This window comes from Dyadobacter jejuensis, assembly GCF_003149085.1.
Lineage (GTDB): Bacteria > Bacteroidota > Bacteroidia > Cytophagales > Spirosomataceae > Dyadobacter > Dyadobacter jejuensis.
The window spans coordinates 81,417-102,173 of sequence record NZ_QGDT01000009.1 but is presented as its reverse complement, the minus strand read 5'-3'; the positions used below and the strand labels follow the sequence as shown (position 1 = coordinate 102,173).

Annotated in this window: 20 protein-coding genes; 9 read left to right on the top strand and 11 right to left on the bottom strand. The window is 45.7% G+C overall.

What is annotated here, in order from left to right:
* Nucleotides 1–559: 559 nt before the first annotated feature.
* The 3 genes from ftsY to rpmG all read right to left on the bottom strand — a co-directional run bounded on the left by ftsY (nt 560) and on the right by rpmG (nt 2,126).
* Complete coding sequence (gene ftsY / locus CLV98_RS16200) at nt 560–1,522, bottom strand: signal recognition particle-docking protein FtsY (protein WP_109675803.1); 963 nt, start codon at nt 1,520–1,522, stop codon at nt 560–562.
* A 162-nt stretch (nt 1,523–1,684) separates the two neighbouring features.
* The gene (locus tag CLV98_RS16195; RefSeq protein WP_084299585.1) at nt 1,685–1,837 is read right to left on the bottom strand and encodes a DUF4295 domain-containing protein; all 153 of its coding nucleotides are present in this window, start codon (nt 1,835–1,837) and stop codon (nt 1,685–1,687) included.
* A 106-nt stretch (nt 1,838–1,943) separates the two neighbouring features.
* On the bottom strand, nt 1,944–2,126 hold the full coding sequence (rpmG, locus tag CLV98_RS16190) for a 50S ribosomal protein L33 (RefSeq protein ID WP_025765070.1): 183 nt from the start codon (nt 2,124–2,126) through the stop codon (nt 1,944–1,946).
* A 309-nt stretch (nt 2,127–2,435) separates the two neighbouring features.
* On the opposite strand from rpmG, the gene CLV98_RS16185 reads away from it, so the two are divergent.
* From CLV98_RS16185 to CLV98_RS16175, 3 genes are all read left to right on the top strand, one after another.
* Complete coding sequence (locus tag CLV98_RS16185) at nt 2,436–2,993, top strand: c-type cytochrome (protein WP_109675995.1); 558 nt, start codon at nt 2,436–2,438, stop codon at nt 2,991–2,993.
* Between the two features lie 87 nt (nt 2,994–3,080).
* Complete coding sequence (gene gatB / locus CLV98_RS16180) at nt 3,081–4,574, top strand: Asp-tRNA(Asn)/Glu-tRNA(Gln) amidotransferase subunit GatB (protein WP_109675801.1); 1,494 nt, start codon at nt 3,081–3,083, stop codon at nt 4,572–4,574.
* Nucleotides 4,575–4,605: 31 nt separating this feature from the next.
* On the top strand, nt 4,606–5,730 hold the full coding sequence (locus CLV98_RS16175) for a TlpA disulfide reductase family protein (RefSeq protein WP_229203418.1): 1,125 nt from the start codon (nt 4,606–4,608) through the stop codon (nt 5,728–5,730).
* Nucleotides 5,731–5,816: 86 nt separating this feature from the next.
* On the opposite strand, the gene CLV98_RS16170 is transcribed toward CLV98_RS16175, so the two are convergent.
* Both CLV98_RS16170 and CLV98_RS16165 read right to left on the bottom strand, forming a co-directional pair.
* Complete coding sequence (locus tag CLV98_RS16170) at nt 5,817–6,785, bottom strand: MlaD family protein (protein WP_109675799.1); 969 nt, start codon at nt 6,783–6,785, stop codon at nt 5,817–5,819.
* 60 nt (nt 6,786–6,845) lie between these two features.
* Nucleotides 6,846–7,655, bottom strand: a complete 810-nt coding sequence (locus CLV98_RS16165; RefSeq protein WP_109675797.1) for an N-acetylmuramoyl-L-alanine amidase family protein — start codon at nt 7,653–7,655, stop codon at nt 6,846–6,848.
* 74 nt (nt 7,656–7,729) lie between these two features.
* On the opposite strand from CLV98_RS16165, the gene CLV98_RS16160 reads away from it, so the two are divergent.
* Nucleotides 7,730–10,606, top strand: coding sequence for a putative LPS assembly protein LptD (locus tag CLV98_RS16160; RefSeq protein ID WP_109675795.1), 2,877 nt, complete (start codon nt 7,730–7,732; stop codon nt 10,604–10,606).
* A 146-nt stretch (nt 10,607–10,752) separates the two neighbouring features.
* On the opposite strand, the gene CLV98_RS16155 is transcribed toward CLV98_RS16160, so the two are convergent.
* The gene (locus CLV98_RS16155) at nt 10,753–11,130 is read right to left on the bottom strand and encodes a DUF1573 domain-containing protein (protein WP_109675793.1); all 378 of its coding nucleotides are present in this window, start codon (nt 11,128–11,130) and stop codon (nt 10,753–10,755) included.
* Between the two features lie 207 nt (nt 11,131–11,337).
* Here CLV98_RS16155 and CLV98_RS16150 point away from each other — a divergent pair, with 207 nt between their 5' ends.
* From CLV98_RS16150 to CLV98_RS16135, 4 genes are read left to right on the top strand one after another with little or no spacing between them, the layout of a single operon-like run.
* On the top strand, nt 11,338–13,749 hold the full coding sequence (locus CLV98_RS16150) for an alpha-ketoacid dehydrogenase subunit alpha/beta (protein WP_109675791.1): 2,412 nt from the start codon (nt 11,338–11,340) through the stop codon (nt 13,747–13,749).
* Nucleotides 13,750–13,771: 22 nt separating this feature from the next.
* The gene (locus tag CLV98_RS16145; protein ID WP_109675789.1) at nt 13,772–14,326 is read left to right on the top strand and encodes a sugar transferase; all 555 of its coding nucleotides are present in this window, start codon (nt 13,772–13,774) and stop codon (nt 14,324–14,326) included.
* 48 nt (nt 14,327–14,374) lie between these two features.
* Nucleotides 14,375–14,968, top strand: coding sequence for an acetyltransferase (locus tag CLV98_RS16140; protein WP_109675787.1), 594 nt, complete (start codon nt 14,375–14,377; stop codon nt 14,966–14,968).
* A 58-nt stretch (nt 14,969–15,026) separates the two neighbouring features.
* Nucleotides 15,027–16,145, top strand: a complete 1,119-nt coding sequence (locus tag CLV98_RS16135) for an aminotransferase class I/II-fold pyridoxal phosphate-dependent enzyme (protein ID WP_310588731.1) — start codon at nt 15,027–15,029, stop codon at nt 16,143–16,145.
* A 43-nt stretch (nt 16,146–16,188) separates the two neighbouring features.
* On the opposite strand, the gene CLV98_RS16130 is transcribed toward CLV98_RS16135, so the two are convergent.
* The 4 genes from CLV98_RS16130 to CLV98_RS16115 form a co-directional block, all read right to left on the bottom strand.
* Complete coding sequence (locus CLV98_RS16130) at nt 16,189–17,040, bottom strand: FKBP-type peptidyl-prolyl cis-trans isomerase (RefSeq protein ID WP_229203417.1); 852 nt, start codon at nt 17,038–17,040, stop codon at nt 16,189–16,191.
* 82 nt (nt 17,041–17,122) lie between these two features.
* Nucleotides 17,123–17,779, bottom strand: coding sequence for an endonuclease III (nth, locus tag CLV98_RS16125; RefSeq protein ID WP_109675783.1), 657 nt, complete (start codon nt 17,777–17,779; stop codon nt 17,123–17,125).
* Nucleotides 17,780–17,921: 142 nt separating this feature from the next.
* Nucleotides 17,922–18,167 carry a hypothetical protein gene (locus tag CLV98_RS16120; RefSeq protein WP_109675781.1) on the bottom strand — a complete coding sequence of 82 codons (246 nt, stop codon included), beginning with the start codon at nt 18,165–18,167 and terminating at the stop codon, nt 17,922–17,924.
* Entirely contained in the window at nt 18,142–18,741 is a 600-nt protein-coding gene (locus tag CLV98_RS16115) for an RNA polymerase sigma factor (protein WP_109675779.1), read from the bottom strand. The genes CLV98_RS16120 and CLV98_RS16115 overlap by 26 nt, the downstream gene beginning before the upstream one ends.
* A gap of 376 nt (nt 18,742–19,117) precedes the next feature.
* On the opposite strand from CLV98_RS16115, the gene CLV98_RS16110 reads away from it, so the two are divergent.
* Nucleotides 19,118–19,813, top strand: coding sequence for a YjjG family noncanonical pyrimidine nucleotidase (locus CLV98_RS16110; protein WP_109675777.1), 696 nt, complete (start codon nt 19,118–19,120; stop codon nt 19,811–19,813).
* Nucleotides 19,814–19,845: 32 nt separating this feature from the next.
* Here the strand turns inward: CLV98_RS16110 and CLV98_RS16105 are convergent, their stop codons facing one another.
* The gene (locus tag CLV98_RS16105; protein WP_109675775.1) at nt 19,846–20,736 is read right to left on the bottom strand and encodes a trypsin-like peptidase domain-containing protein; all 891 of its coding nucleotides are present in this window, start codon (nt 20,734–20,736) and stop codon (nt 19,846–19,848) included.
* Between the last annotated feature and the right edge of the window lie 21 nt (nt 20,737–20,757).

The window sequence follows — 20,757 nt, the reverse complement described above, 5'->3', positions numbered from 1 at the left end:
TTTTGTAGCCTTTAGCGTTTCGCTAATAGCCAGTTTATTAAGTGCTTGGCCCTGAGAGTGGGCACTAGTGAGCTAGTCTAAAATGGGCTGCAAAGATCGTGAAAAATTGAATAGGAAGGGCTATATTCTTTTATGAAATCGGTTTTCGCTGCATTGTAAGAGGGCTCCCTAAGGTAATTGTGAATGGCCCCATGGCCTGGGAAACGGATAGGGGTAAAGAATAGACCCTCATTTTGGACAAATATTGGTAATATCCAAATTTGAGTCGGGCTTTATTCTGGATTCTATCTAGAGGGTTTTAAAGGGAGTCGGCACAAAGATTCGTTACAGAGTCCGAATAGCCCGGTATCTACATCGTAGACGGTAAGTAGTTTGAATAAGTAAGGTCGTCGGCCAAGAATATACTCCCCATGGGAGGGTTTATTTTGGCTTATAAATACCAAAACCTGACCGGCCAAAAAGGCGAACCAATAACAGGATTGATTCTTGCTCTTTGCTAACAAGGCAGGTTTTGGTATTGCTATGACTATTAAGGATAAGTGGGCGTTATCCTATGCGCTTATCCGATTTTTTTGAAGAGGGAATCCACAAACTCCACCCGATCAAATACTTGAAGGTCATCCATTTTTTCGCCAACGCCTATGTATTTTACGGGGATTTTGAATTCGTCGGAGATACCAATGACTACCCCACCCTTGGCGGTGCCGTCGAGCTTGGTGACGGCCAGGGCGGTAATTTCGGTTACTTTGGTAAACTCACGAGCCTGGATAACGGCATTTTGACCAGTACTTCCATCGAGTACCAACAGTACTTCATGGGGCGAATCGGGGATGATCTTCTGCATGACCCGCTTGATCTTCGACAGCTCATTCATCAGATTGACCTTGGTATGCAGGCGCCCGGCAGTATCGATTATCACCACATCGGCTCCTACTTCCTTGGCTTTTTTCAGGGCGTCGAAGGCTACCGCCGAGGGGTCGGTATTCATGCCATGGTCTATTACGGGTACATTGACCCGCTGTCCCCATAGCTTGAGCTGATCCACTGCCGCAGCACGGAAAGTATCGGCAGCGCCGAGCACTACTTTATGCCCTCTTTGGTTAAACTGATGTGCCAGCTTGCCAATGGTGGTGGTTTTACCTACTCCATTGACCCCGACTACCATAATGACATAGGGCTTGGGGAGGTGCTGGGTTTCGAAACTATCGGTAAAGTCGACCGACTTGTTTTGAATCAACAATTCGGCAATCTCCTCTCTCAGGATTCTGTCCAGCTCGGCAGTAGTGGCATATTTGTCTCTTGCCACCCGCTCTTCTATGCGTTTGATCACCTTGAGCGTCGTTTCTACACCGACATCCGAACTTACAAGAATATCTTCCAGTTCATCTAGAACGTCATCGTCTATCGTCGTTTTTCCAACGAGGGCTTTAGAGAGTTTACCAAAGAAAGAATCATTGGTCTTCTCTAGGCCTTTGTCCAGTGTTTCCTTTTTTTCCTTCGAAAAAAAACCGAATATGCTCATAATCAAATAGTAGGTATTGGTGAGTTGCCCAGATTCCACTGGGCAGGATCTTCTGCCTGAATACGGAAGAAGAATTTGCCAAAATTAAAACAAAAAAAGTCCCAAAGAGGGACTTTTTTCAAATCAAAAGCAAAAACTTTAAAATTAAGGTTGGCTAAAACCTTAGTTTTTCAAAGCTCCTTGTACGCCCTCTAGGGGTACGATCTCTTCTTTGAAGGTATAAGCTCCTGTCTTGGGAGATTTAACGGCCTTAATCACTTTGGCAAATGATTTACCGCCTTCTTTTTTCAGGGTAGCAACTACTTTCTTTGCCATAACTGTATATAATTAATATGTTTTGGTTAAAATCGATTATCCGTTAGATACTAGTGTTCTCAGCCGTTGTGATGGGAACCTCTAACGGCAAACACGTTTTAACGTATTATTTGATCTCTTTGTGTAAGGTATATTTTCTCAAAAAAGAGTTGAATTTTTTCAATTCCATTCTTCCTGGAGTGTTCTTACGATTCTTTGTCGTGATGTAACGAGACATTCCTGGTACGCCCGTTTCTTTTTGTTCAGTACATTCTAATATAACTTGAACTCTGTTACCTTTCTTAGCCATTGCTTTTCTTCGTTTTTACAAATAGGACTGCAAAGGTAATAACTTTCGGATTATAAGCAAATTATGGGTTTAAATATTATCGTAATTAGGGGGAAATTTTTCTTGAATCGTATTAAATTATTAAAAATTGAAGAAGTGTAATGTTTGTAACGTACAGATAGTCAATAGTATACGGATTGATAGGGTGTAAGTATGTCCTTTTATATTTATGAAAATGTAAGGAAATGTAAGACAAACTTGCTTTCTTCGTACATTGAATGTTGATTAATTGAGAAAAGCTGGCGGAATAATTTTTAAAATTTAATGAAAATGACACTTAAAAAAAGTACCTCTTTGGCTATAATCGCCTTGGTAGCCACCGTGTGGATCGGATGTTCCTCTAAAGAAGACCGAGAAAAGTATGATGCTTATTATGGATCAGGAAGCAAGGCAAGGGAAGAGGCGGCATTAGTGGCCATAAAGAATCAAGAACCACTACCCGCATCGGCTCCCGATGTAGCGACCCCAGCTCCTGCCGCCGACACTACAGCCACAGCCACCGTGGCCGATGAAGCTGAAACTAAGGCTGAAGCCAAGCCCGAAGCCGAAGCTAAGCCTGAAGCTAAGCCGACCAAAAAAGCGGTGCCTGCTGAAGTGTCTGCCCTCTTGAACAAGCATGCTTGCTTGGCCTGCCATCAGCCTTATGATAAGGTGATAGGCCCGGCTTATGCCGATGTAGCCAAAAAGAAGTATTCGGCCGATAAAATTGTAGAGCTAGTGCATAGCCCAAAACCAGAAAACTGGCCTGGGTATCCTCCAATGGCCCCTATGGCTCATGTTCCTAAAGGAGATATTGTGATTATCGCCAACTGGATCAATTCCCTGTAATAACGGTTTTTGGTTGAAAGAAAATACGGGTCGGTCATTCTTTGGTCGACCCGTATTTGTATCTTTGTGTTTGAATTTGTGAAGATTATGATAGAAACAGAGCGCATTCCTGCCGAAATAGCTAGTGAAATCGTTGCCTCCTACGAGGCTGTGATTGGGCTAGAAGTACATTGTCAGTTACAGACAAAATCGAAGTTATTTACCCAAGATCTTAATCAGTTTGGTACGGAGCCCAACACCAACGTGGGGCCTATCACCTTGGCACTTCCTGGGACCTTACCGAAGGTCAATAAGAAGGCCGTCGAATACGCCATCCGTATGGGCCTGGCCAGTGGGTGTACCATAAACCAGTATTCGATATTTGACCGTAAAAATTATTTTTACCCCGATCTCCCCAAGGGGTATCAGATTTCCCAAGACAAGCATCCCATATGTTTGCAAGGGGGCGTTCCTATTACGGCCAAAGGGGCCGATGGAGTGGTGGGGGATCGGTTTATCCGGTTTCATCATATCCACCTCGAAGAGGATGCGGGTAAGTCGGTTCACGAAGGTAGTGATGTAGACACCTTTCTGGATTATAACCGGGCAGGAACCCCTTTAATAGAAATGGTTTCGGAACCCGACTTACGTTCGGCAGAGGAGACCGGTGCCTTCGTTACAGAGATTCGCCGGCTGGTGCGGTATCTGGGAATAAGCGATGGTAATATGGAAGAGGGGTCGTTGCGTGCCGACGTCAATGTGTCGATTCGCAAGAAGGGAGTACAGACCCTAGGTACCAAGGTCGAAATTAAAAATATGAATTCGATCCGCAACATGATGAAGGCCATTCTTTTCGAGACCCAGCGTCAAATAGAGACCTTGGAGTCTGGGGGCACGCTGGTTCAGGAAACACGAATGTTCAACGTCGAAAACGGAGAAACATATAGCATGAGGGTGAAAGAAACCATGAACGACTACCGGTACTTTCCCGACCCAGACCTTACGCCCTTGGTGGTTTCCGACGAATGGTTAGCCGAAATTAAAGCGACGATGCCGGCCCTCCCGCACGAGTTGAGAGAGAAGTTTGTTAATCAGTATGGGATACCAGCCTACGATGCGGCGGTATTGACCGATAGTCGTGAAATGGCGGAGTACTTCGAATCCGTTTGTGCGCAAACTAATGCATATAAAACCGTTTCCAACTGGCTGATGGGTCCGGTAAAGTCCTTCTTGAATGAGCAGGATGGGGATATCGAGAAGTTTCCTTTAACTCCAGAGAAGCTAGCTGAATTGATAACCCTGAGCGAAACAGGGGTGGTTAGCCACACCACTGCCGCGCAGAAAATATTTCCTCTACTATTGGAATCACCTGGCCTATCGGCCAAGGAGTTGGCAGTTTCCAATAACTGGGTACAAAATAGCAATACCAACGAACTAGAATCGTTGGTAAAGGAGGTATTAGAGGCTATGCCCGACAAAGTAGCGGCCTACAAAAAAGGAAAGAAGGGTCTTATGGGACTCTTTGTGGGTCAGGTAATGCAAAAGTCGAATGGTTCGGCAGACCCAAAAATGGTGAATCAGTTACTGGCAAAGCTGTTGTAGGCCTATAGTAACCTTAACCTTTAAAATGAATATGATGAGATTATTGAAATTATTTGTGCTGGTATTATGCCTAGTCGTTTGGGGAACTTCTCAGGCCCAGGATGCGCTACCGCCCAAGCCTTTTACCATAACCGGAACGGTGAATGGGGGAGCAAAGGGCGAAAAGGTGGTGTTGGGTCAGTCCTTAGCCACTGGGGGGACTATCCGTGTAGACTCTACACAGCTCGACGACCAAGGTCAGTTTAAAATCGAAGCAGTGGAAGAGCATCGTGGAAGTTTTTTTACGGTGGACCTCGCCGGCCGGCAGAAGGTTGTATTGCTAGTAGAAGGAGGCGAGGACTTCAAGGTACTCGTGGGTGCCGATGGAGCGAAAGTAACGGGCTCTAAAAATATGGAATACTATGCGCAAGTGGATGCCCTGATGCAGGGCTTTGCGGCTAAAGTAACCCAGTGGAACGAAGCCTATGCCCAGGCAGAGGAGAAAAAGGATACCAAGAAAATCCAGGAGATCCAGACGGCCTACGCTGCTGCCGATGCCGAACGCGTTGCGCGTATTAGGAGTATGATCCCCGAAATGGGAACCTCTTTGGTGGCCCTTTTTGCCGCTAATAATTTTTTGAACCCAGAAACTGATCTGAATATACTCAAGAAATTGGCCAGTGACTACGAGAAGGTGACACCTACTCCCACGCTAGCACAAGGCTTTATCGGGCAGATCAAGCGCATGACTGGCGTTGCCATAGGAGAGTTGGCGCCAGACTTCACCTTGCCCAATCCGGAAGGAGAGGAAATATCTCTTTCCTCCCTAAGAGGCCAATATGTGTTGATCGACTTTTGGGCCTCATGGTGTGGGCCTTGCCGTCAGGAGAACCCCAACGTGGTGAGGATGTATAATAAGTTTAAGTCGAAAGGGTTTGATATCTACGGCGTTTCCTTGGACAAGGAGGCTGGAGCTTGGAAAAATGCTATCAAAAAAGATGGCCTCACCTGGAAGCATGGGTCTGACCTGAAATTTTGGAATTCGGAGGTCGCTCAAACCTATGGGGTACGGGCCATTCCAGCAACCTTTTTGTTGGATAAGGAAGGGAAAATCATCGCTAAAAATCTCCGTGGAACGGCACTGGAAGCCAAATTGGCCGAATTGTTGGGGGAGTAGTCCTGCTATAAGGAAGGTTCTATAAAAGAATGGCCCTCGATCGGAAAACGATTGAGGGCCATTCTTTTTAGATGTCTATGGAGTATCTACTCTATGACCGTGGTGCTGTCCAGCGGCGACTCCTTGGGGCCTTTATCTTTTTTGCCAAATACCGATAGGTGGACGTAGCGCTTTGGCTCTTCTCTTAAGTTAGTCATGAGCTTATTGAGGCTCACCATGGTCTTGTTAAGATTATTGTAGAGGGTTTCGTCGGTAATCAGCTTACCAGCAGTTCCATTTCCAGCCTGAACGCCCGCCAAGATTTTTTGAAGATCGGATATCGTTCGATTGGCCGATTGAAGGGTTTCGCCGATGCGCAAAGCGTTTAGAGAGTCGGCTAGGGTATTGGTTTTGGCTAATAGGGGCTTAAGTTGCTTTTCGGTTTCGACTAAAGAGGCCGAAAGCTGATTCAAATTGGTCATTGTTCCTGCCAAAGCCTGTCGGTTATCGGCCAATAGCCCATTCAAATTTGCCGCTGTTTGGTCGTAATTCTTTAAAACTTCATTCAGGATAAGGCCGGTTTCCTTAAAACCAGTCACCACGACATTTAAGTTTCTAACCAGGGAATCGGCGTGGGTAACTACGGGCAGTGCTTTTTCTTGTAGTAAAGCCGAGATTCCCGCCTCTGTGCTGCCTCTCAAGGTATCTTGGTCGGTAAGGGTGCGCGATAGCGTCCCCATAGACAGGTGGATCACTTTTCCACCCAAGAGCCCCCCGTCGGCGAGCATGGCAGCAGTCCCATCCTTTAGGACAATGCCCTTTTGGATGTCCATCGTCACCAATAACTGGTTATTTCGGTCTTGAAGGAGCCTGATCGACTGAACACGACCTACGGTTAGACCGTTCAGAAGGACCGGGTTCGAAACCGTGAGTCCATCGATATTATCGTAAACGACATAATATTTATAAGTTTTTGAAAAAATATCGGAACCTTTGAGCAAGTGAAAGCCGAAGTACAACATCGCCACAGCGAAAAGGCCCATTATACCGACTTTTGTTTCTTTGTTTATTTTCATGGGCTAAAGTAAAGCTGCCTAGTGGCTGGACAACTGAAGGTTTAAAATATTAATGAAGGACTACCGGTCCATATCTTTTTTATAATTTTTGAAAGCTTGAAGGATCACTTCTGCAATTTCATTTTGACCATCTCTTGATGCTAAATACTTTTCTTCCTGAGAAGAGGATAAGAAGCCCGTTTCGATGAGTACACTAGGCATGGCCGCTCGCCATAGCACTAGGAACCCTGCCTGCTTCACACCTCTGCTTTGCCTGTCCGATACCGTTTTGAACTTTCGTTCTACGTGATCGGCAAACCGTACACTGCTCGATATAAAGGCGCTCTGGTAGTTGGCCAGCATGATATGTGCTAAGGGGGAATTGGGATCGAAGCCCTTATATTTTTCCTTATAATTGGTTTCCTTCAAAATTACAGAATTTTCTCGTTTGGCCACCTCTAAATTTCCTTCTGTTTTATGTAATCCCATCACATAGGTTTCGGTGCCTTTGGCCGTACTGGCCCGAGGGGTGGCATTGCAATGTATGGATATGAACAGATCGGCACGGTTGCGGTTGGCAAAGGCCGAGCGTTCGTCGAGTTCCACAAACACGTCAGTGGAGCGGGTGTAGAGTACCTTGACATCGGGGAATTCCTGCTTGATTCGTTTCCCTAGTTCCAATACGACCTTTAGGGCCACATCTTTCTCTCGGGCTTGGCGCCCTCTGGTCCCGGGGTCCTTGCCGCCATGGCCTGCATCCAGTACGACCGTCTTCACGATGGTGCTCGATGTCCTGGCAGGGACAGCGTCCTCAGGCCTTTCCTGGAGGCTAAATGCCAGGCTGGCTACTAGGAAACTCGTTGTAATGATGATTTTAAGAACTTTTAACATTATTTTTCAGTTTCGGCGTTACTTGTTCGAAGAATCTCTGCTAATTTTGAGATCATATTGCAAAAATACGTTATTTGTTAGAACTGAAAAAAAAGGCGATTATTATATCGCTTATATCCGTAAGCTTGATATTGTTTGGCATAGTTGGTTGTGTCAGAAAGAGTATCCCAAAACAAACTGGACCAGCTGGTGCCTCGGTAGCCACCGAGGGTAAGGTATCAGAAGGGGGTAAGAGGGACGCTATTGCCCAAAAATCCTCCTCGGCCATTTCCGATTCTTTAGGGCTCCAAACAGACTCCTTAGCGGTGGATAGCGTTTTGGTCAATGGGGTGATGGTGGCCAAGACCGACTCTATAGCGGCAGATACGCTGACCAACCCTGACGACCTTCAATTTGTAGTGAAGTATACGGCTCAGGATTCTACCATTATGGAGGTCGACAAGAAAGAGGTACATCTATATGGAAATGCGGAGGTAAACTACGGGACCATCAATTTAAAGGCCGACTATATTCGTCTAAACTGGATTACCAACGAGGTGTTTGCCATGGGAAGCCTCGACAGTACTACTTCGAAAATGATAGGGGAACCCATTTTTCAGGATGGGGCTACTACCTATAATACTAAAGAAATAAGGTATAATTTCAAATCTAAAAAAGCCATTATCAAGGGGATCGTTACTCAGGAAGGGGATGGTAATATCCGAGGCGAACGCGTCAAAAAGGATGAAGAGGGTAATTTTTACATCCATAAGGCGATGTATACGACCTGTACGCTTACGCATCCTCACTTCTATATCAATGCCCCCAAAATCAAGTTGGTGCACCAAAAACAGGTCATATCCGGCCCGTTTAATATGGTGATCAGCGATGTCCCGCTGCCTATAGCGCTCCCCTTTGGATTTTTCCCTTTTCCTAAGAAAAAAGAAATAGGTACGTCTGGAATTATATTCCCTACCTATGGTGAAGAGCCCAATGGCCGCGGTTTTTACCTCCGGAATGGAGGGTATTATTTCGCTATTAGTGAGTATATCAATGCGCAAGTTACCGGACAAATCTACTCTACAGGAAGCTGGGGGGTAGGGTTGGCTTCTACCTATTCCAAGCGTTATCGGTATAATGGTAGCTTTTCATTTAATTATAACCGAAACAAATCGGGTGATGAAATAGATCAACTCACCAAAAAGGGGGTTACCAACGATTTCAGTATCCTGTGGTCGCATGCTCCCAAGCCTCGTGGGAACTCCACCTTTTCGGCTAATGTAAATGTGAGTAGCAACAGCTACAATCAATTTCAGGAGTTTAATGTACAAAAGTATACCTCCAATGTGGCCAGTTCATCGGTACAGTATAACCGTACCATTGGCCAATATATGCGTGCTGCGGCGAGCCTCAGGGTTAACCAGAACTTTGGGCAGATCAATCCTACTACCCAAATCAAGGAGGACGGCAAAACCAATATTAACTCCAATTTTAGTTTTGGAGTGAATCAAATCGCCCCCTTTGCACTGAAAAATGCGAGGGGTCGGTGGTTTGAAAGTTTCCGATTGGGGATGGATTTTACTGGTGACTATGCCTTGAGCAACGTGTTAACGTCCATCGATACCTCTTATACCAGCTTAGGGTTTCGGCTGACCAATGAGATAGATACCGCAAGGATCAATCAACAGGAAATATTGGACTTTTCTGTGGGTAATCTTCCTGATATGCTCCGGGATGCACAGTTTACGGGAAATTATAGCCTCCCCATTTCTCTGCCGAACTTCAAAGTTTTTCGCTTTATTAACCTTACTCCTAGTATGTCCTTGAATGGGGAGGTATTTACAAAGCAGTATCGCTACACCGAGGTGGAGCCGGGTTATATCCGCATGGATACCCTTAATAAGGTGGGTACCCAATACTCCTATAACTTTGGGGCTGGTTTGAATACCCGTTTCTATGGTACTTTTTTTGTAGGAGGGAAAAGGCTAGAAGCCATTCGTCATACGGTAATACCCTCTCTGTCCTTTACCTATACACCCGACTTTACGGGTAGCTCCTTTGGCTTTTATCAGAAGCTTAATATTACCGACCTCGATGGGAATCAGAAGGAGTTATCCTTGTCAAAATTCAATGGAATAGGTAGCGGGATCAGTAATGGGCGGGCCTCTAGCGTCGTGTCTTTTAGTCTTAATAACTCCTTTGAAATGAAGCTACGCTCCAAGAGTGATACCGCTGCCAAGCAGTTTGAGAAGGTGTCGTTACTGGATAATTTAAGCCTTGGGGGGAATTACAACTTGCTGGCCGATTCCTTGAATCTGTCCAATATCACCGTCAATGCGAATGCTAGGGTGGGGAAGAATCTGAATCTAAATTTCAATATGAACTTAGATCCCTATAGCTACGTGGAGGATAGCTATTATACACAAGGCAAAAAGATTAATAAATTCGCTATCACGCAGGGTGAGGGGCTTGCTAATCTTCAAAACCTAGGGTTTACTTTGGGGACCAATTTTTCGCCTAAGCAGTCGTCGGATAATAAACCAAAGCCAGGAGAGAATAGCACTTCTACTCCCGAACAAAGGGAGTTTATTCAGCAAAACCCGGAGATCTATGTGGATTATACCATCCCATGGAATATAAGCCTCAACTACAATTTTAACCTATCAAAACCAGGGTTATCAAAAACTACCATCGTTCAGGCGGTGAATGTAACGGGGGATCTGAGCCTTACCAAAAATTTCAAGATTAGTGGCAGCACCGGTTTCGATTTTGTGGCCTTTAAGCCTACCATTACCCAGCTTACCCTTTATAGAGATTTGCATTGCTGGGATATGAGCTTCAGCTGGACGCCCTTTGCGGGCAGCAGAACCCGGATGAGTAATTACAGCTTTACCCTGAAGGTGAAATCGAGTATTCTTCAAGACTTAAAAGTATCTCGTCGTCGTTCATTCTATGATCAGTCTGCTTACTAAGGGCTTGGCTTCGGTAGGATAGCCCCAGCGTAAGGGAGATCGGTTGTGTAGGGTCGGAAGGTTGTTGGGGAGGAGTCCAACAACAAAAAGACCCGACGGTGTGCCGGGTCTTTTGTTATATTCTTAGGAAATCGAAATGCCTAAAGTTACTTCTTCGCTACCACCTCGCCACTGAGCATCAGGGTAATGGACCCACCTTCGGTGTTGCTAAAAACGGTGACAGGCTTGTTAAAAGCCCCTGCTGCCGCTGCGTTATAGGTCGCTTTGACAGTTCCTGTTTTACCAGGAAGTACGGGTTCTTTGGACCATACGGGGGTGGTACAGCCACAAGATACGGTAACGTTGGAGATTACCACTGGATCGGATCCGGTGTTAGTAAAAGTAAATTCGTGTGTAACTGGAGTTCCTTGAGGTACTTTTCCAAATTTGTGTGTTTCTTCCTTAAATTTCAGAACACCTTTCTGCGCAAAACTAACGGTTGAAAGACCGATTAGTAAAACCAATGCTGAAAAGAATAATTTCATGATTGCAGTATTTGATTTAAATGGTTGAAAATATTTCCAAGTACAAGGTTAATATTTATATGACAATAATGTTTAAACATTAACCATCGTTAACATAAGAGCGGAAAGTTATACAGAATATAGCTAAGAATAATAAATTCCTCCATAATTTTGGTCACTCCTTAAAAAATTGTAATTTAACTAATCGTCACCCTGTATCGTTTGAATATGCTATTAAAAGACCAAATAACTGGCACCTTGGATTTAAAGAAGGAAAACATTCTAGCTGACTATCGCTTAGCCTGCGAAAGCCGGCAGGTGAGTTTGTTGGGGAGGAAGGATACCATGGGAGGTCGTTCAAAATTTGGAATATTTGGAGATGGGAAGGAATTAGCACAATTAGCCCTAGCGAGGGTATATAAGCAAGGTGATTTTCGGTCAGGTTATTACCGTGACCAGACCATTGAGGCGGCCGTTGGCAACCTTACCTGGAAGGCCTTCTTCGCTCAAATGTATGCCCATGCCGATTTGGAACATGAGCCAAGTACGGCCGGGCGATCGATGAATGGCCATTTTTCTACTCGGTGGTTGGATGAGTCCGGCGACTGGGTGGATCAGACCCAATTGTACAATTCCATTTGTGATGTGTCGTCCACGGCCGGGCAGATGCCCCGGGCAGTAGGCATTGCCTACGCATCGAAGCTGTTTCGTAACTTACCCGAACTATCGGGTATGGAAAAGTTTACTAGGAATGGTAATGAAATCGTTTTTGCAACCATAGGCGATGGGTCTACTTCGCAGGGCATGTTCTGGGAAAGTATGAATGCAGCCGGGGTTTTACAAATACCCTTATTGACCTCGGTATGGGACGATGGTTTCGGGATTTCGGTCCCGGTAGCCTACCAGACTACCAAAGGAAGTATTTCCAAGGCCTTGGCGGGGCTTCAGCGTACAGAAGAAGAGCCTGGTCTACAGATTTTTACCGTTTCAGGATGGGATTATCCCGCCTTACTGGAGACCTACCGCGAAGCCGCTAATATATGTCGTAGCCGACACGTGCCCGTGTTGGTACATGTTACCGACCTCACGCAGCCACAGGGGCACTCCACCTCCGGATCGCATGAAAGGTACAAAACCAAGTCTAGGTTGAAATGGGAACGGGAGTACGACTGTAACTTATGCTTTAAGAACTGGATTTTAGAGAATGGCTATGCCATGGAGGAAGAACTGGAGGAAATAGAGGCTACTGCCAAAGAAACCGCCCTTCATGAGCGCAATATGGCTTGGCAGGCTTACAGGCAGGAACAAGACGCTGGCTATTTGGCCACTTTACAGCTGCTACAAGGATACATGTCCCAGAGCAGCCATAGTGAGCAGATTAGCAACGTTATTCACGATTTGTCCAAGACCTACCTCCCTACCCGTAGGGACACCGCTGCGAGCCTACGCAAAGTATTGCGCATTGAGCGTATGGCGCCCACCTCCCAAAAGCAAATACTGGTGGAGCATCTTCATCAACTCTTGCATACGGGAGCCGAGAAGTATAATACCCATCTTTACAGTGATACGGAATTTAGTCCTTTACGTGTACCTACCGTGCCGGCCGAATATGCTGGCGAAAAAAGAATGGTAGATGGACGGGAGGTCATTAGGGGCTTTTTTGATAGCCTTTTTGAGAGGAATAAAAAGGTAATCGCAATAGGAGAGGATGTAGGGCAAATTGGCGACGTAAACCAAGGCTTTGCGGGATTGCAAGACAAATATGGTGAAGGGCGCATTACCGACACCGGTATCCGGGAAACGACCATCGTTGGCCAGGGGATCGGAATGGCCATGCGAGGCTTGCGACCGATCGTCGAAATCCAGTACTTCGATTATATTTATTATGCCCTTGCCCCACTAACAGACGACCTGGCTTGTTTGCGCTATCGGACGGCAGGTGGGCAAAAGGCCCCCCTCATCGTTCGCACCCGCGGGCATCGGTTAGAAGGGATATGGCATTCGGGATCGCCGATAGGCACGATGCTGAGTAGCCTTCGGGGGCTGCACGTATTGGTTCCTCGGAACTTTACCCAGGCGGCGGGCTTTTACAATACCCTCCTTCAAGGCGACGACCCTGCACTGGTGATAGAGCCTCTAAATGCTTACCGTCAAAAAGAGCCATTACCGAGTAATCTCGATTCCATTGCCCTCCCATTGGGCGTTCCGGAAGTCCTTAAGGAAGGGGAAGATCTTACCATAGTGACCTATGGCTCCATGTGTCGAATCGTTACCGAAGCAGCCGCACAGCTCAGTATGCTGGGCATTGAGATAGAAGTTATCGACGTACAGACGCTTCTGCCTTTCGATTTGCATGGACGCATCGTTGAGTCTATTAAAAAGACTAACCGGGTAATCTTTGCAGATGAGGATATGCCGGGCAGTGCCTCCGCTTATATGATGCAACAAGTTGTGGAGAAGCAACAGGCCTATCGTTGGCTCGATTCTGCTCCGGAAACCATTTCTGCTAAGGACCATAGACCCCCTTACGGCTCCGACGGAGATTATTTTACCAAACCCAATGTGGACGATATAGTAGAAAGGGTATATGCGATGATGCACGAAGCCGACCCGTCCAAGTACCCCGCCTTATATGAGTAGATAGACACCGTAACGGAGCCCAATGTATGCCCGACATGGAAAACGAATAATCGATTTGAGCCTATCCCTTTTGGTTCTGATCGTGCTTAGCCCCTTATTATTGCTGTTGGCCACCCTGATAGCCGTACATTTTGGTGGAAATCCGTTTTTCCTGCAGTGGCGTCCAGGGAAGGATGCCATACTGTTTCGAATCTATAAATTTAAAACCTTAAAACCCTTGGTAGAAGGGGCTCCATTGCCCGATCAGGTCAGGATAACGAAATTGGGTGGTTTTCTTAGGAAAACAGGACTGGATGAGTTGCCACAACTGGTCAATGTAATCAGAGGGGAGATGAGTCTGGTAGGGCCCCGCCCTTTATTGCCTTCCTATATTCCGCTGTATACGGCAGCACAAAACGAACGACACCAGGTTCGTCCCGGAATTACCGGCTGGGCTCAAATTCAGGGGCGAAATACCATTGGCTGGGAAAGGAAAATGTCTCTGGACATTTGGTATGTTCATCATCTATCGTTTCAGCTCGATATGTCCATTCTTTGTCAGACATTTTTCCAGCAATGTGGGGGCAATAGCCTCTAATATTCGAATGCATCAACCTTAGAAACTTCACATCTAACCATACTGTCGATGCTACTATATGGAGGAGGAGGTCATGGTATTGTTCTGCTTAGCCTTTTACAGGCTACTGGAGAAGGGGTGTCAGGGGTATTCGATGAGCGACCAGCCTCTTGCTTGGTGCGGGGGATTCCTATTTTTCAAAAGTACAAGCCCAGCATATTTCCTCATGAGTCGATACTAGTAGCCGTAGGAGATAATGTTCAACGTAAGCGCATTCATTCCTTTTTGCGTCATCCGATTGGCACGGCTATTCACCCTTCGGCGGTGGTCGATACGTCAGTAATGATAGGGCCGGGAACTGTGGTGATGCATGGGGCTATTGTACAGGCCCAAACTATACTCGGCAAACAGGTGATTGTCAACACCGGTAGTCGTGTGGACCATGGTTGTAGCATTGGCGATTTCGTACATCTAGCCCCGGGGAGCGTGCTATGTGGCGGGGTAGTGGTAGGGGATAATACCTGCATAGGTGCCGGAAGCATCATTGTCCCTGGCATTCGTATCGGAAAGGATTGTCTGGTTGCGGCGGGAGCGGTGGTGACCAAAAACGTAGCCCATGGTGCTGTCGTGAGGGGTAATCCTGCTAGGCTCATTAGATCCTAATGGTTTTTATGACACCTAAATCTGCTGTACGATGCACCCGACTCAAGCAATACGTCCAATGATATGGCTATCTCCTCCCCACCTGAGTGGGCGCGAGGCTCATTTCGTAAAAGAGGCCTTCGATTGGAACTGGGTGGCTCCTGTGGGCCCCAATATCGATTTTTTCGAGGTCGAATTGGGGCAGTACGTGGGTAAGCCTACCGTCGTGGCGGCTAGCTCAGGGACGGCGGCCTTGCATCTCGCCCTCATGCTCCTGGGGGTAGGTTCCGGCGATTCGGTAATATGCTCCTCACTTACTTTCGTAGCCAGTGCCAATCCCATTCTATACCAAGGCGCCTATCCCTTATTTGTGGATAGCGAACCCGACGGTTGGAATATGTGTCCAGAAGCACTTGAAACGGCACTACGTAAATCGGTGGCCGTTGGCTGGCGTATTAAAGCGGTGGTGCTAGTCCACTTGTATGGCATGCCTGCCAATATGCAGGAGTTACTGTCTATTTGTGAGCGATATGGGGTCCCAGTAATAGAAGACGCCGCGGAGGCTCTGGGTTCGCGCTATGCGGATAGGGCTGTTGGAACCTTGGGGGCCATGGGTATTTACTCTTTTAACGGAAATAAAATTATTACTACATCGGCTGGAGGGGCTTTAATAACGGCTACAAGCGAGCAGATGTCTCGGGCCAAATACCTGGCCACTCAAGCCAAAGACCCCGTTCCTTATTTTTCTCATAGTACATTAGGTTATAATTATCGAATGAGCAATATCTGTGCTGGAATAGGGCGTGGTCAGCTAGAGGTACTCCCCCAAAGAGTAAATCGGCGTAGACAAATTTTTGAGTACTACCGGCGTGTCTTAAAGGCTGAAGTATCTCTAGGATTCCAAAATGAACCCTCCTTAGGGTATTCGAACCGCTGGCTAACGGCCGTGCGATTGATGCCTGGGGTTGACCCGGAAAGGGTAAGGCAGGGGCTGTGGTCGGCTGGTATAGAAGCACGTAGGGTATGGAAGCCTTTGCATTTGCAACCCCTCTATAAGGATGCTGGTTATGTGGGTGGAGAGGTGGGGGCCACCTTGTTCGAGGAGGGGCTATGTTTGCCTTCGGGCTCGTCCTTGTCGCCGGAAGATCAGGAGTATGTCGTGTCGAAGTTACTACCCCTATTAAAGGAAGAAGGGTAGGACCCATATGGCCCCACCCTTCTTCTTTTGAACCTTAATAGTATCACTGCAAAATTTCTAATTCGAATTGTAATGGGGTATAAGGTGGTATGTATTGGCTGCCAGTTCCATAACCCAATGCTGAAGGGAAGATGATGATGGCTTTTTCGCCCTTACGCATACGACGGACGGCCTGGTCGAATCCGGGAATAACTCCTGAAGTACCTGTAGTCACCGAAATAGTACCCTCATCGAAGGTATATTCATTCAAATACTTCCCGATATACTTAACATTTACCGACTTGCCCACTCCTAAGGTATCACCTGTTACCTGATTGGTTCGAATAATGACCAGGTTATTGGACTTGCGTTCCGAAACAGTAAAAAGCTTTTTAGCGAGGTAGTCGTCAATTTGTTGAACCTCGGTGCGGGTTTTTACCAATTCTAATTCCATCCGAACGGGGGAATAAGCGGGTATATTGGTCTGAGCCGAAGAGCCGAATGCATAATAGTATGGGAGTAAGAAAGTGGTTTTTTCTCCCTCGCTCATTTTGTAAATACCGAGGTCTAGTCCGAAGAAGGAGGTTGCATTAGCACCTACTGTGAAGGTATAGGTTGAGTCGGTATCGGTCGAGAGGACTTTTTCTCCGGTAAGCAGATATACTGCAACCTTAACGGTAGCCGCATCTCCAGTTTTAACCTTTTGGCCGCTGGGGTTAGCCAGTCGGTTTATATAGTAAAAGCCAGCAGAGTCTTTTAAGGCGGAACTGGCCATGCTATCGGCCTTAATAAAGGTATCGATGGCTAGGATATTTTCTGCTGCTTTTTCTTCATCCTGGTTGTCATCTTTCATACAACTGGTCAAGTTAAGGATCAGGACCAACGCCAGAAACTGAAATAAATATTTACTTTTCATGTACTTTGAATTAATGAGGTCTTAAATTAAATTTGTTATACTTACTATGACGCAAACTTTGTCTATTTGGTTGTAAAAAGTGCTACAAAAGTTTTCGTTTTTCCATTTTTTCGTAAAATTTACAAAAACTCGTGAGGGCACATTTGTTACATTGTGGGCTTCGCGCCAGGCAAATATAACGCCCATGGAGGATTAACCAATGGTGCGCCTTGGGAACCAATTCTTTTGGAATATATTTTAAAAGCTGTTTTTCTACGGCCAATGGGGTCGTTGCCGTCTGGGTAACTAGCCCCAAACGATGCGATACGCGGAATACATGGGTATCAACGGCCATAGTGGGTTGGTTGAAAATTACGGAGGCGATCACATTGGCGGTTTTTCTTCCTACTCCGGGCAGTTTCTGTAGGTCGACGATCGACGGGGGGATATTGGAGTCAAAATCAGCCACCAGTTTTTGCCCCAGACCTACCAGGTGTTTGCTCTTATTGTTGGGGTAGGAGATGGAGCGAATATAGGTAAATACCTCTTCGACGGTAGCTAGTGCCAAGGCCTGGGGGTCAGGAAAGCGGTGGAACAAGGCGGGAGTCACCATATTCACCCGCTTATCGGTACATTGGGCCGATAGTACGACTGCCACCAACAGCTGAAAAGGGTTTTCGTAATGAAGTTCCGTTTCTGGTTCGGGGAAGTTATGAGTGAAGTAAGCTATAAATTGATTATACCGTTCTTTTTTTAACATGGGGATTTCTCGTGATGAATTAGGAGTTCAATACCGCTTTCCTCCTGTTGAAAGCAGCACCGTAGATTTTAAAAATAGCAGGTCTGTAGGGATAAAAAAAATACCAGCTACTTCTAGCTGGTATTTCGAGGGGCGGATGCCGTTAACAAGGCAGCGCCTTCAGTTTGGAAGATTCCTTGGCGGAATATTTGAGGATTCGTGAAATTGACTTTTCGGATGGGACATGAATAATTTTACTCATCTGGTCCATAATCTCAAGACTGTCCAGGTAGAAGTTCATTAGGTCCACATTGAGCGCCATGGCTTCAACGAGTTGACTATTTTCCTTCTCGGTCGTTTCGGCATACAGATACCGTACAACATCATCGTAAGTAAAGGTTTTTGTCATATTGTGGGGCACGTTGGTTAAATTGCTTACGCAGGTTTATTAACGCGTAACGCATTCTTCCCAATGCCGTATTAATACTCACACCCGTGGCATCCGCAATTTCTTGGAAGCTCATGTCCTCATAATGACGCATGATCAACACCTGCTTTTGCACGTCGGGCAACTTCTGGATCATCTCCCTAAGTTGTTCGTGTGTTTCTTGTCGAATCTGAATGGACTCTACGGAATCCTCCGAAAAATCCAGTGTGTTGAATACACTGCTCCCGTCTTCGAACACTACATTGGGGTAGCGTTTATCACGTCTGAAATAATCAATGGCGAGGTTGTGTGCAATCCGTATAATCCAAGGTAAAAACTTGCCTTCATCATTATACCTACCCGATTTTATCGTATCAACAGCCTTTATAAATGTATCTTGCAATAAATCTTCAGCTACATATTGATCTTTTACTATCAGGTATATCGTGGTGTATATTCTCGACTTATGGCGTTGTACCAGCTTTTCAAAAGCCTTTTCATTACCACGGATGTACAATGTTACCAACTCACTGTCGCTAACCAATACTTTCTCCATTTTTCTATTCGATTTAGTTAACGTAGAGCAGTTGTTCTATATTGTATCTCCTTTCTTGTTTGGTGAGTATTGTAGGAATTATTCTTATATAATAGTCTATGACGATTCAAAGAAATAAATTAGCTAAGCTAATTGCAAATGTTTGTAACGCTTTTTTTAATTAATCTCTTACCTTAACAGTTGTTAACAGCCGAGGAAAGTGGGTTAATTCTTTCGTGATTTTCCTCGAGAGTATTGGCTAACCAAAGGGGTAAAATTGGATTTATAACATAATATACGATTTTATTCGGGTAATTCGATGAATAACCTTCTCTGATTTTTCGATATTTCTAATTTCATATAAATATTTACCTGACTTTTCACAATAAAAACCAATATGCAGTACCGACACCTCTTTTTCGATCTAGATCATACACTTTGGGATTTTGAACGGAATTCGGCCGAATCTCTTGACGAAATTTATAAAGACTGGTCACTTCACCGTTTGGGGATAGCCTCCTCTAACCATTTTATCGAATCGTTTTTAAAAATCAATACGGAATTATGGCAGGCTTTCGATATGGGTAGGTTGGAACATGCTGAAATCAGAAAGAAACGCTTCCAGCTAGTTTTTGAAAGTCTAGGCGTTACCTGCCCCGACAACCACCAGGAAATGGGTGAATGCTACCTGCATACCCTGCCCACCAAGCGGTATTTATTGGATGGAGCCCTGGAAGTACTTGAACATGTGCGTAAAATGGGCTATCATACGCATGTGATTACCAATGGCTTTAACGATATTCAAGCAAGAAAGATTAGAAGCGCGGGGATACATCCCTATTTTGGGCATGTGATTACCTTCGAAAATGCAGAGGCTAAAAAGCCAGACCCCAAAATTTTCAATTATGCCTTAGCCCTCACCCAAGCGAAAGTCGAGACGAGCCTGATGATAGGGGATAACTGGGTGGCCGATATACAGGGAGCGCAACAGGTGGGAATGGATACGGTCTATTATAATCCTGCCGGCTTGGAGTTTGACCAGAAGCCTACCTACGACATTCAACATTTACGTGAATTGTTGGATATTCTATAAAGGGGAGCCCCTGAGGTCATGAGCCGGTCTATTTAAGGGTTATCCTCAAAAAATTGTACCCCTTTGTCCTTTAGGAATTGCTTGATAATGTCGACATGGACACATTGGCCTACATTAAGAAATGGGTAGTTAGAGACGCGTTTTCGCTGGCCGTCGGAAGTTACTTCCCTGTTGATCTGATCGAAACCCAAATGCAGGTGACGTGTAGAACTTTGCATCCCGTAAATCAGCCCATGAGTATCAAATAACGGTCCACCACTTTGTCCTTTCAGGCCTGGGGTGCTCATTTCTATACCGGTTATTTCGTTTCCATCGGCAATTCGCCGGGTCACGATGCCGTCTATGGGGAAACTTGGGGAGTTTTGTCGACCCTCATTTTTCCATTCTATATCATTCCGCACCTTATTGTACTGGTAGTTGGTGAACTCAGGAAAAGGGTAACCCAACCGACAGAGGTATTTGCCGGGCTTTATGGCCGAACTATCTTTCAAAAATGTAGCATGCCCCCTATAAAGCATTTGGTCAAAGTCTTTAAATTGAATAATGGCCAAGTCCTGGGTAGGGTGTAGGGATATTGAAAGGCTCTTATAGCTGGAAACACACTGAATAAAATTGAACATAATGCGGATGACACTTTCTGCATTAATTTTATATCGTCCTTCCAGCAGGGATCGCTGATGCTGCAAACCGGGGTCATTATGAAATTTTTTCAGGGCTGCATTAAATCGTAGAAAATTTTCATAAATCGAATTGGCATGCAGGATTTGCTGAGCCACATGCCGACAGGTAATGGCGAAGCCTTCTTCGTTGACAAAGAAGAGGGTAGCCGTGCCTGGCACAATATCGGTCCCTTTATAATACCGGGCAATAAAATGGATGGGACGGGTGAATTTGTCGACTCTATCGATCGCTGCAACAAACATATGGACTTACTACGGTAGCTT

Coding starts and splice junctions, on each gene's coding strand:
- ftsY (WP_109675803.1), bottom strand. CDS start 1,522: ATGAGCATATTCGGTTTTTTTTCGAAGGAAAAAAAGGAAACACTGGAC.
- CLV98_RS16195 (WP_084299585.1), bottom strand. CDS start 1,837: ATGGCAAAGAAAGTAGTTGCTACCCTGAAAAAAGAAGGCGGTAAATCA.
- rpmG (WP_025765070.1), bottom strand. CDS start 2,126: ATGGCTAAGAAAGGTAACAGAGTTCAAGTTATATTAGAATGTACTGAA.
- CLV98_RS16185 (WP_109675995.1), top strand. CDS start 2,436: ATGACACTTAAAAAAAGTACCTCTTTGGCTATAATCGCCTTGGTAGCC.
- gatB (WP_109675801.1), top strand. CDS start 3,081: ATGATAGAAACAGAGCGCATTCCTGCCGAAATAGCTAGTGAAATCGTT.
- CLV98_RS16175 (WP_229203418.1), top strand. CDS start 4,606: ATGATGAGATTATTGAAATTATTTGTGCTGGTATTATGCCTAGTCGTT.
- CLV98_RS16170 (WP_109675799.1), bottom strand. CDS start 6,785: ATGAAAATAAACAAAGAAACAAAAGTCGGTATAATGGGCCTTTTCGCT.
- CLV98_RS16165 (WP_109675797.1), bottom strand. CDS start 7,655: ATGTTAAAAGTTCTTAAAATCATCATTACAACGAGTTTCCTAGTAGCC.
- CLV98_RS16155 (WP_109675793.1), bottom strand. CDS start 11,130: ATGAAATTATTCTTTTCAGCATTGGTTTTACTAATCGGTCTTTCAACC.
- CLV98_RS16150 (WP_109675791.1), top strand. CDS start 11,338: ATGCTATTAAAAGACCAAATAACTGGCACCTTGGATTTAAAGAAGGAA.
- CLV98_RS16145 (WP_109675789.1), top strand. CDS start 13,772: ATGTATGCCCGACATGGAAAACGAATAATCGATTTGAGCCTATCCCTT.
- CLV98_RS16140 (WP_109675787.1), top strand. CDS start 14,375: ATGCTACTATATGGAGGAGGAGGTCATGGTATTGTTCTGCTTAGCCTT.
- CLV98_RS16135 (WP_310588731.1), top strand. CDS start 15,027: ATGATATGGCTATCTCCTCCCCACCTGAGTGGGCGCGAGGCTCATTTC.
- CLV98_RS16130 (WP_229203417.1), bottom strand. CDS start 17,040: ATGAAAAGTAAATATTTATTTCAGTTTCTGGCGTTGGTCCTGATCCTT.
- nth (WP_109675783.1), bottom strand. CDS start 17,779: ATGTTAAAAAAAGAACGGTATAATCAATTTATAGCTTACTTCACTCAT.
- CLV98_RS16120 (WP_109675781.1), bottom strand. CDS start 18,167: ATGACAAAAACCTTTACTTACGATGATGTTGTACGGTATCTGTATGCC.
- CLV98_RS16115 (WP_109675779.1), bottom strand. CDS start 18,741: ATGGAGAAAGTATTGGTTAGCGACAGTGAGTTGGTAACATTGTACATC.
- CLV98_RS16110 (WP_109675777.1), top strand. CDS start 19,118: ATGCAGTACCGACACCTCTTTTTCGATCTAGATCATACACTTTGGGAT.
- CLV98_RS16105 (WP_109675775.1), bottom strand. CDS start 20,736: ATGTTTGTTGCAGCGATCGATAGAGTCGACAAATTCACCCGTCCCATC.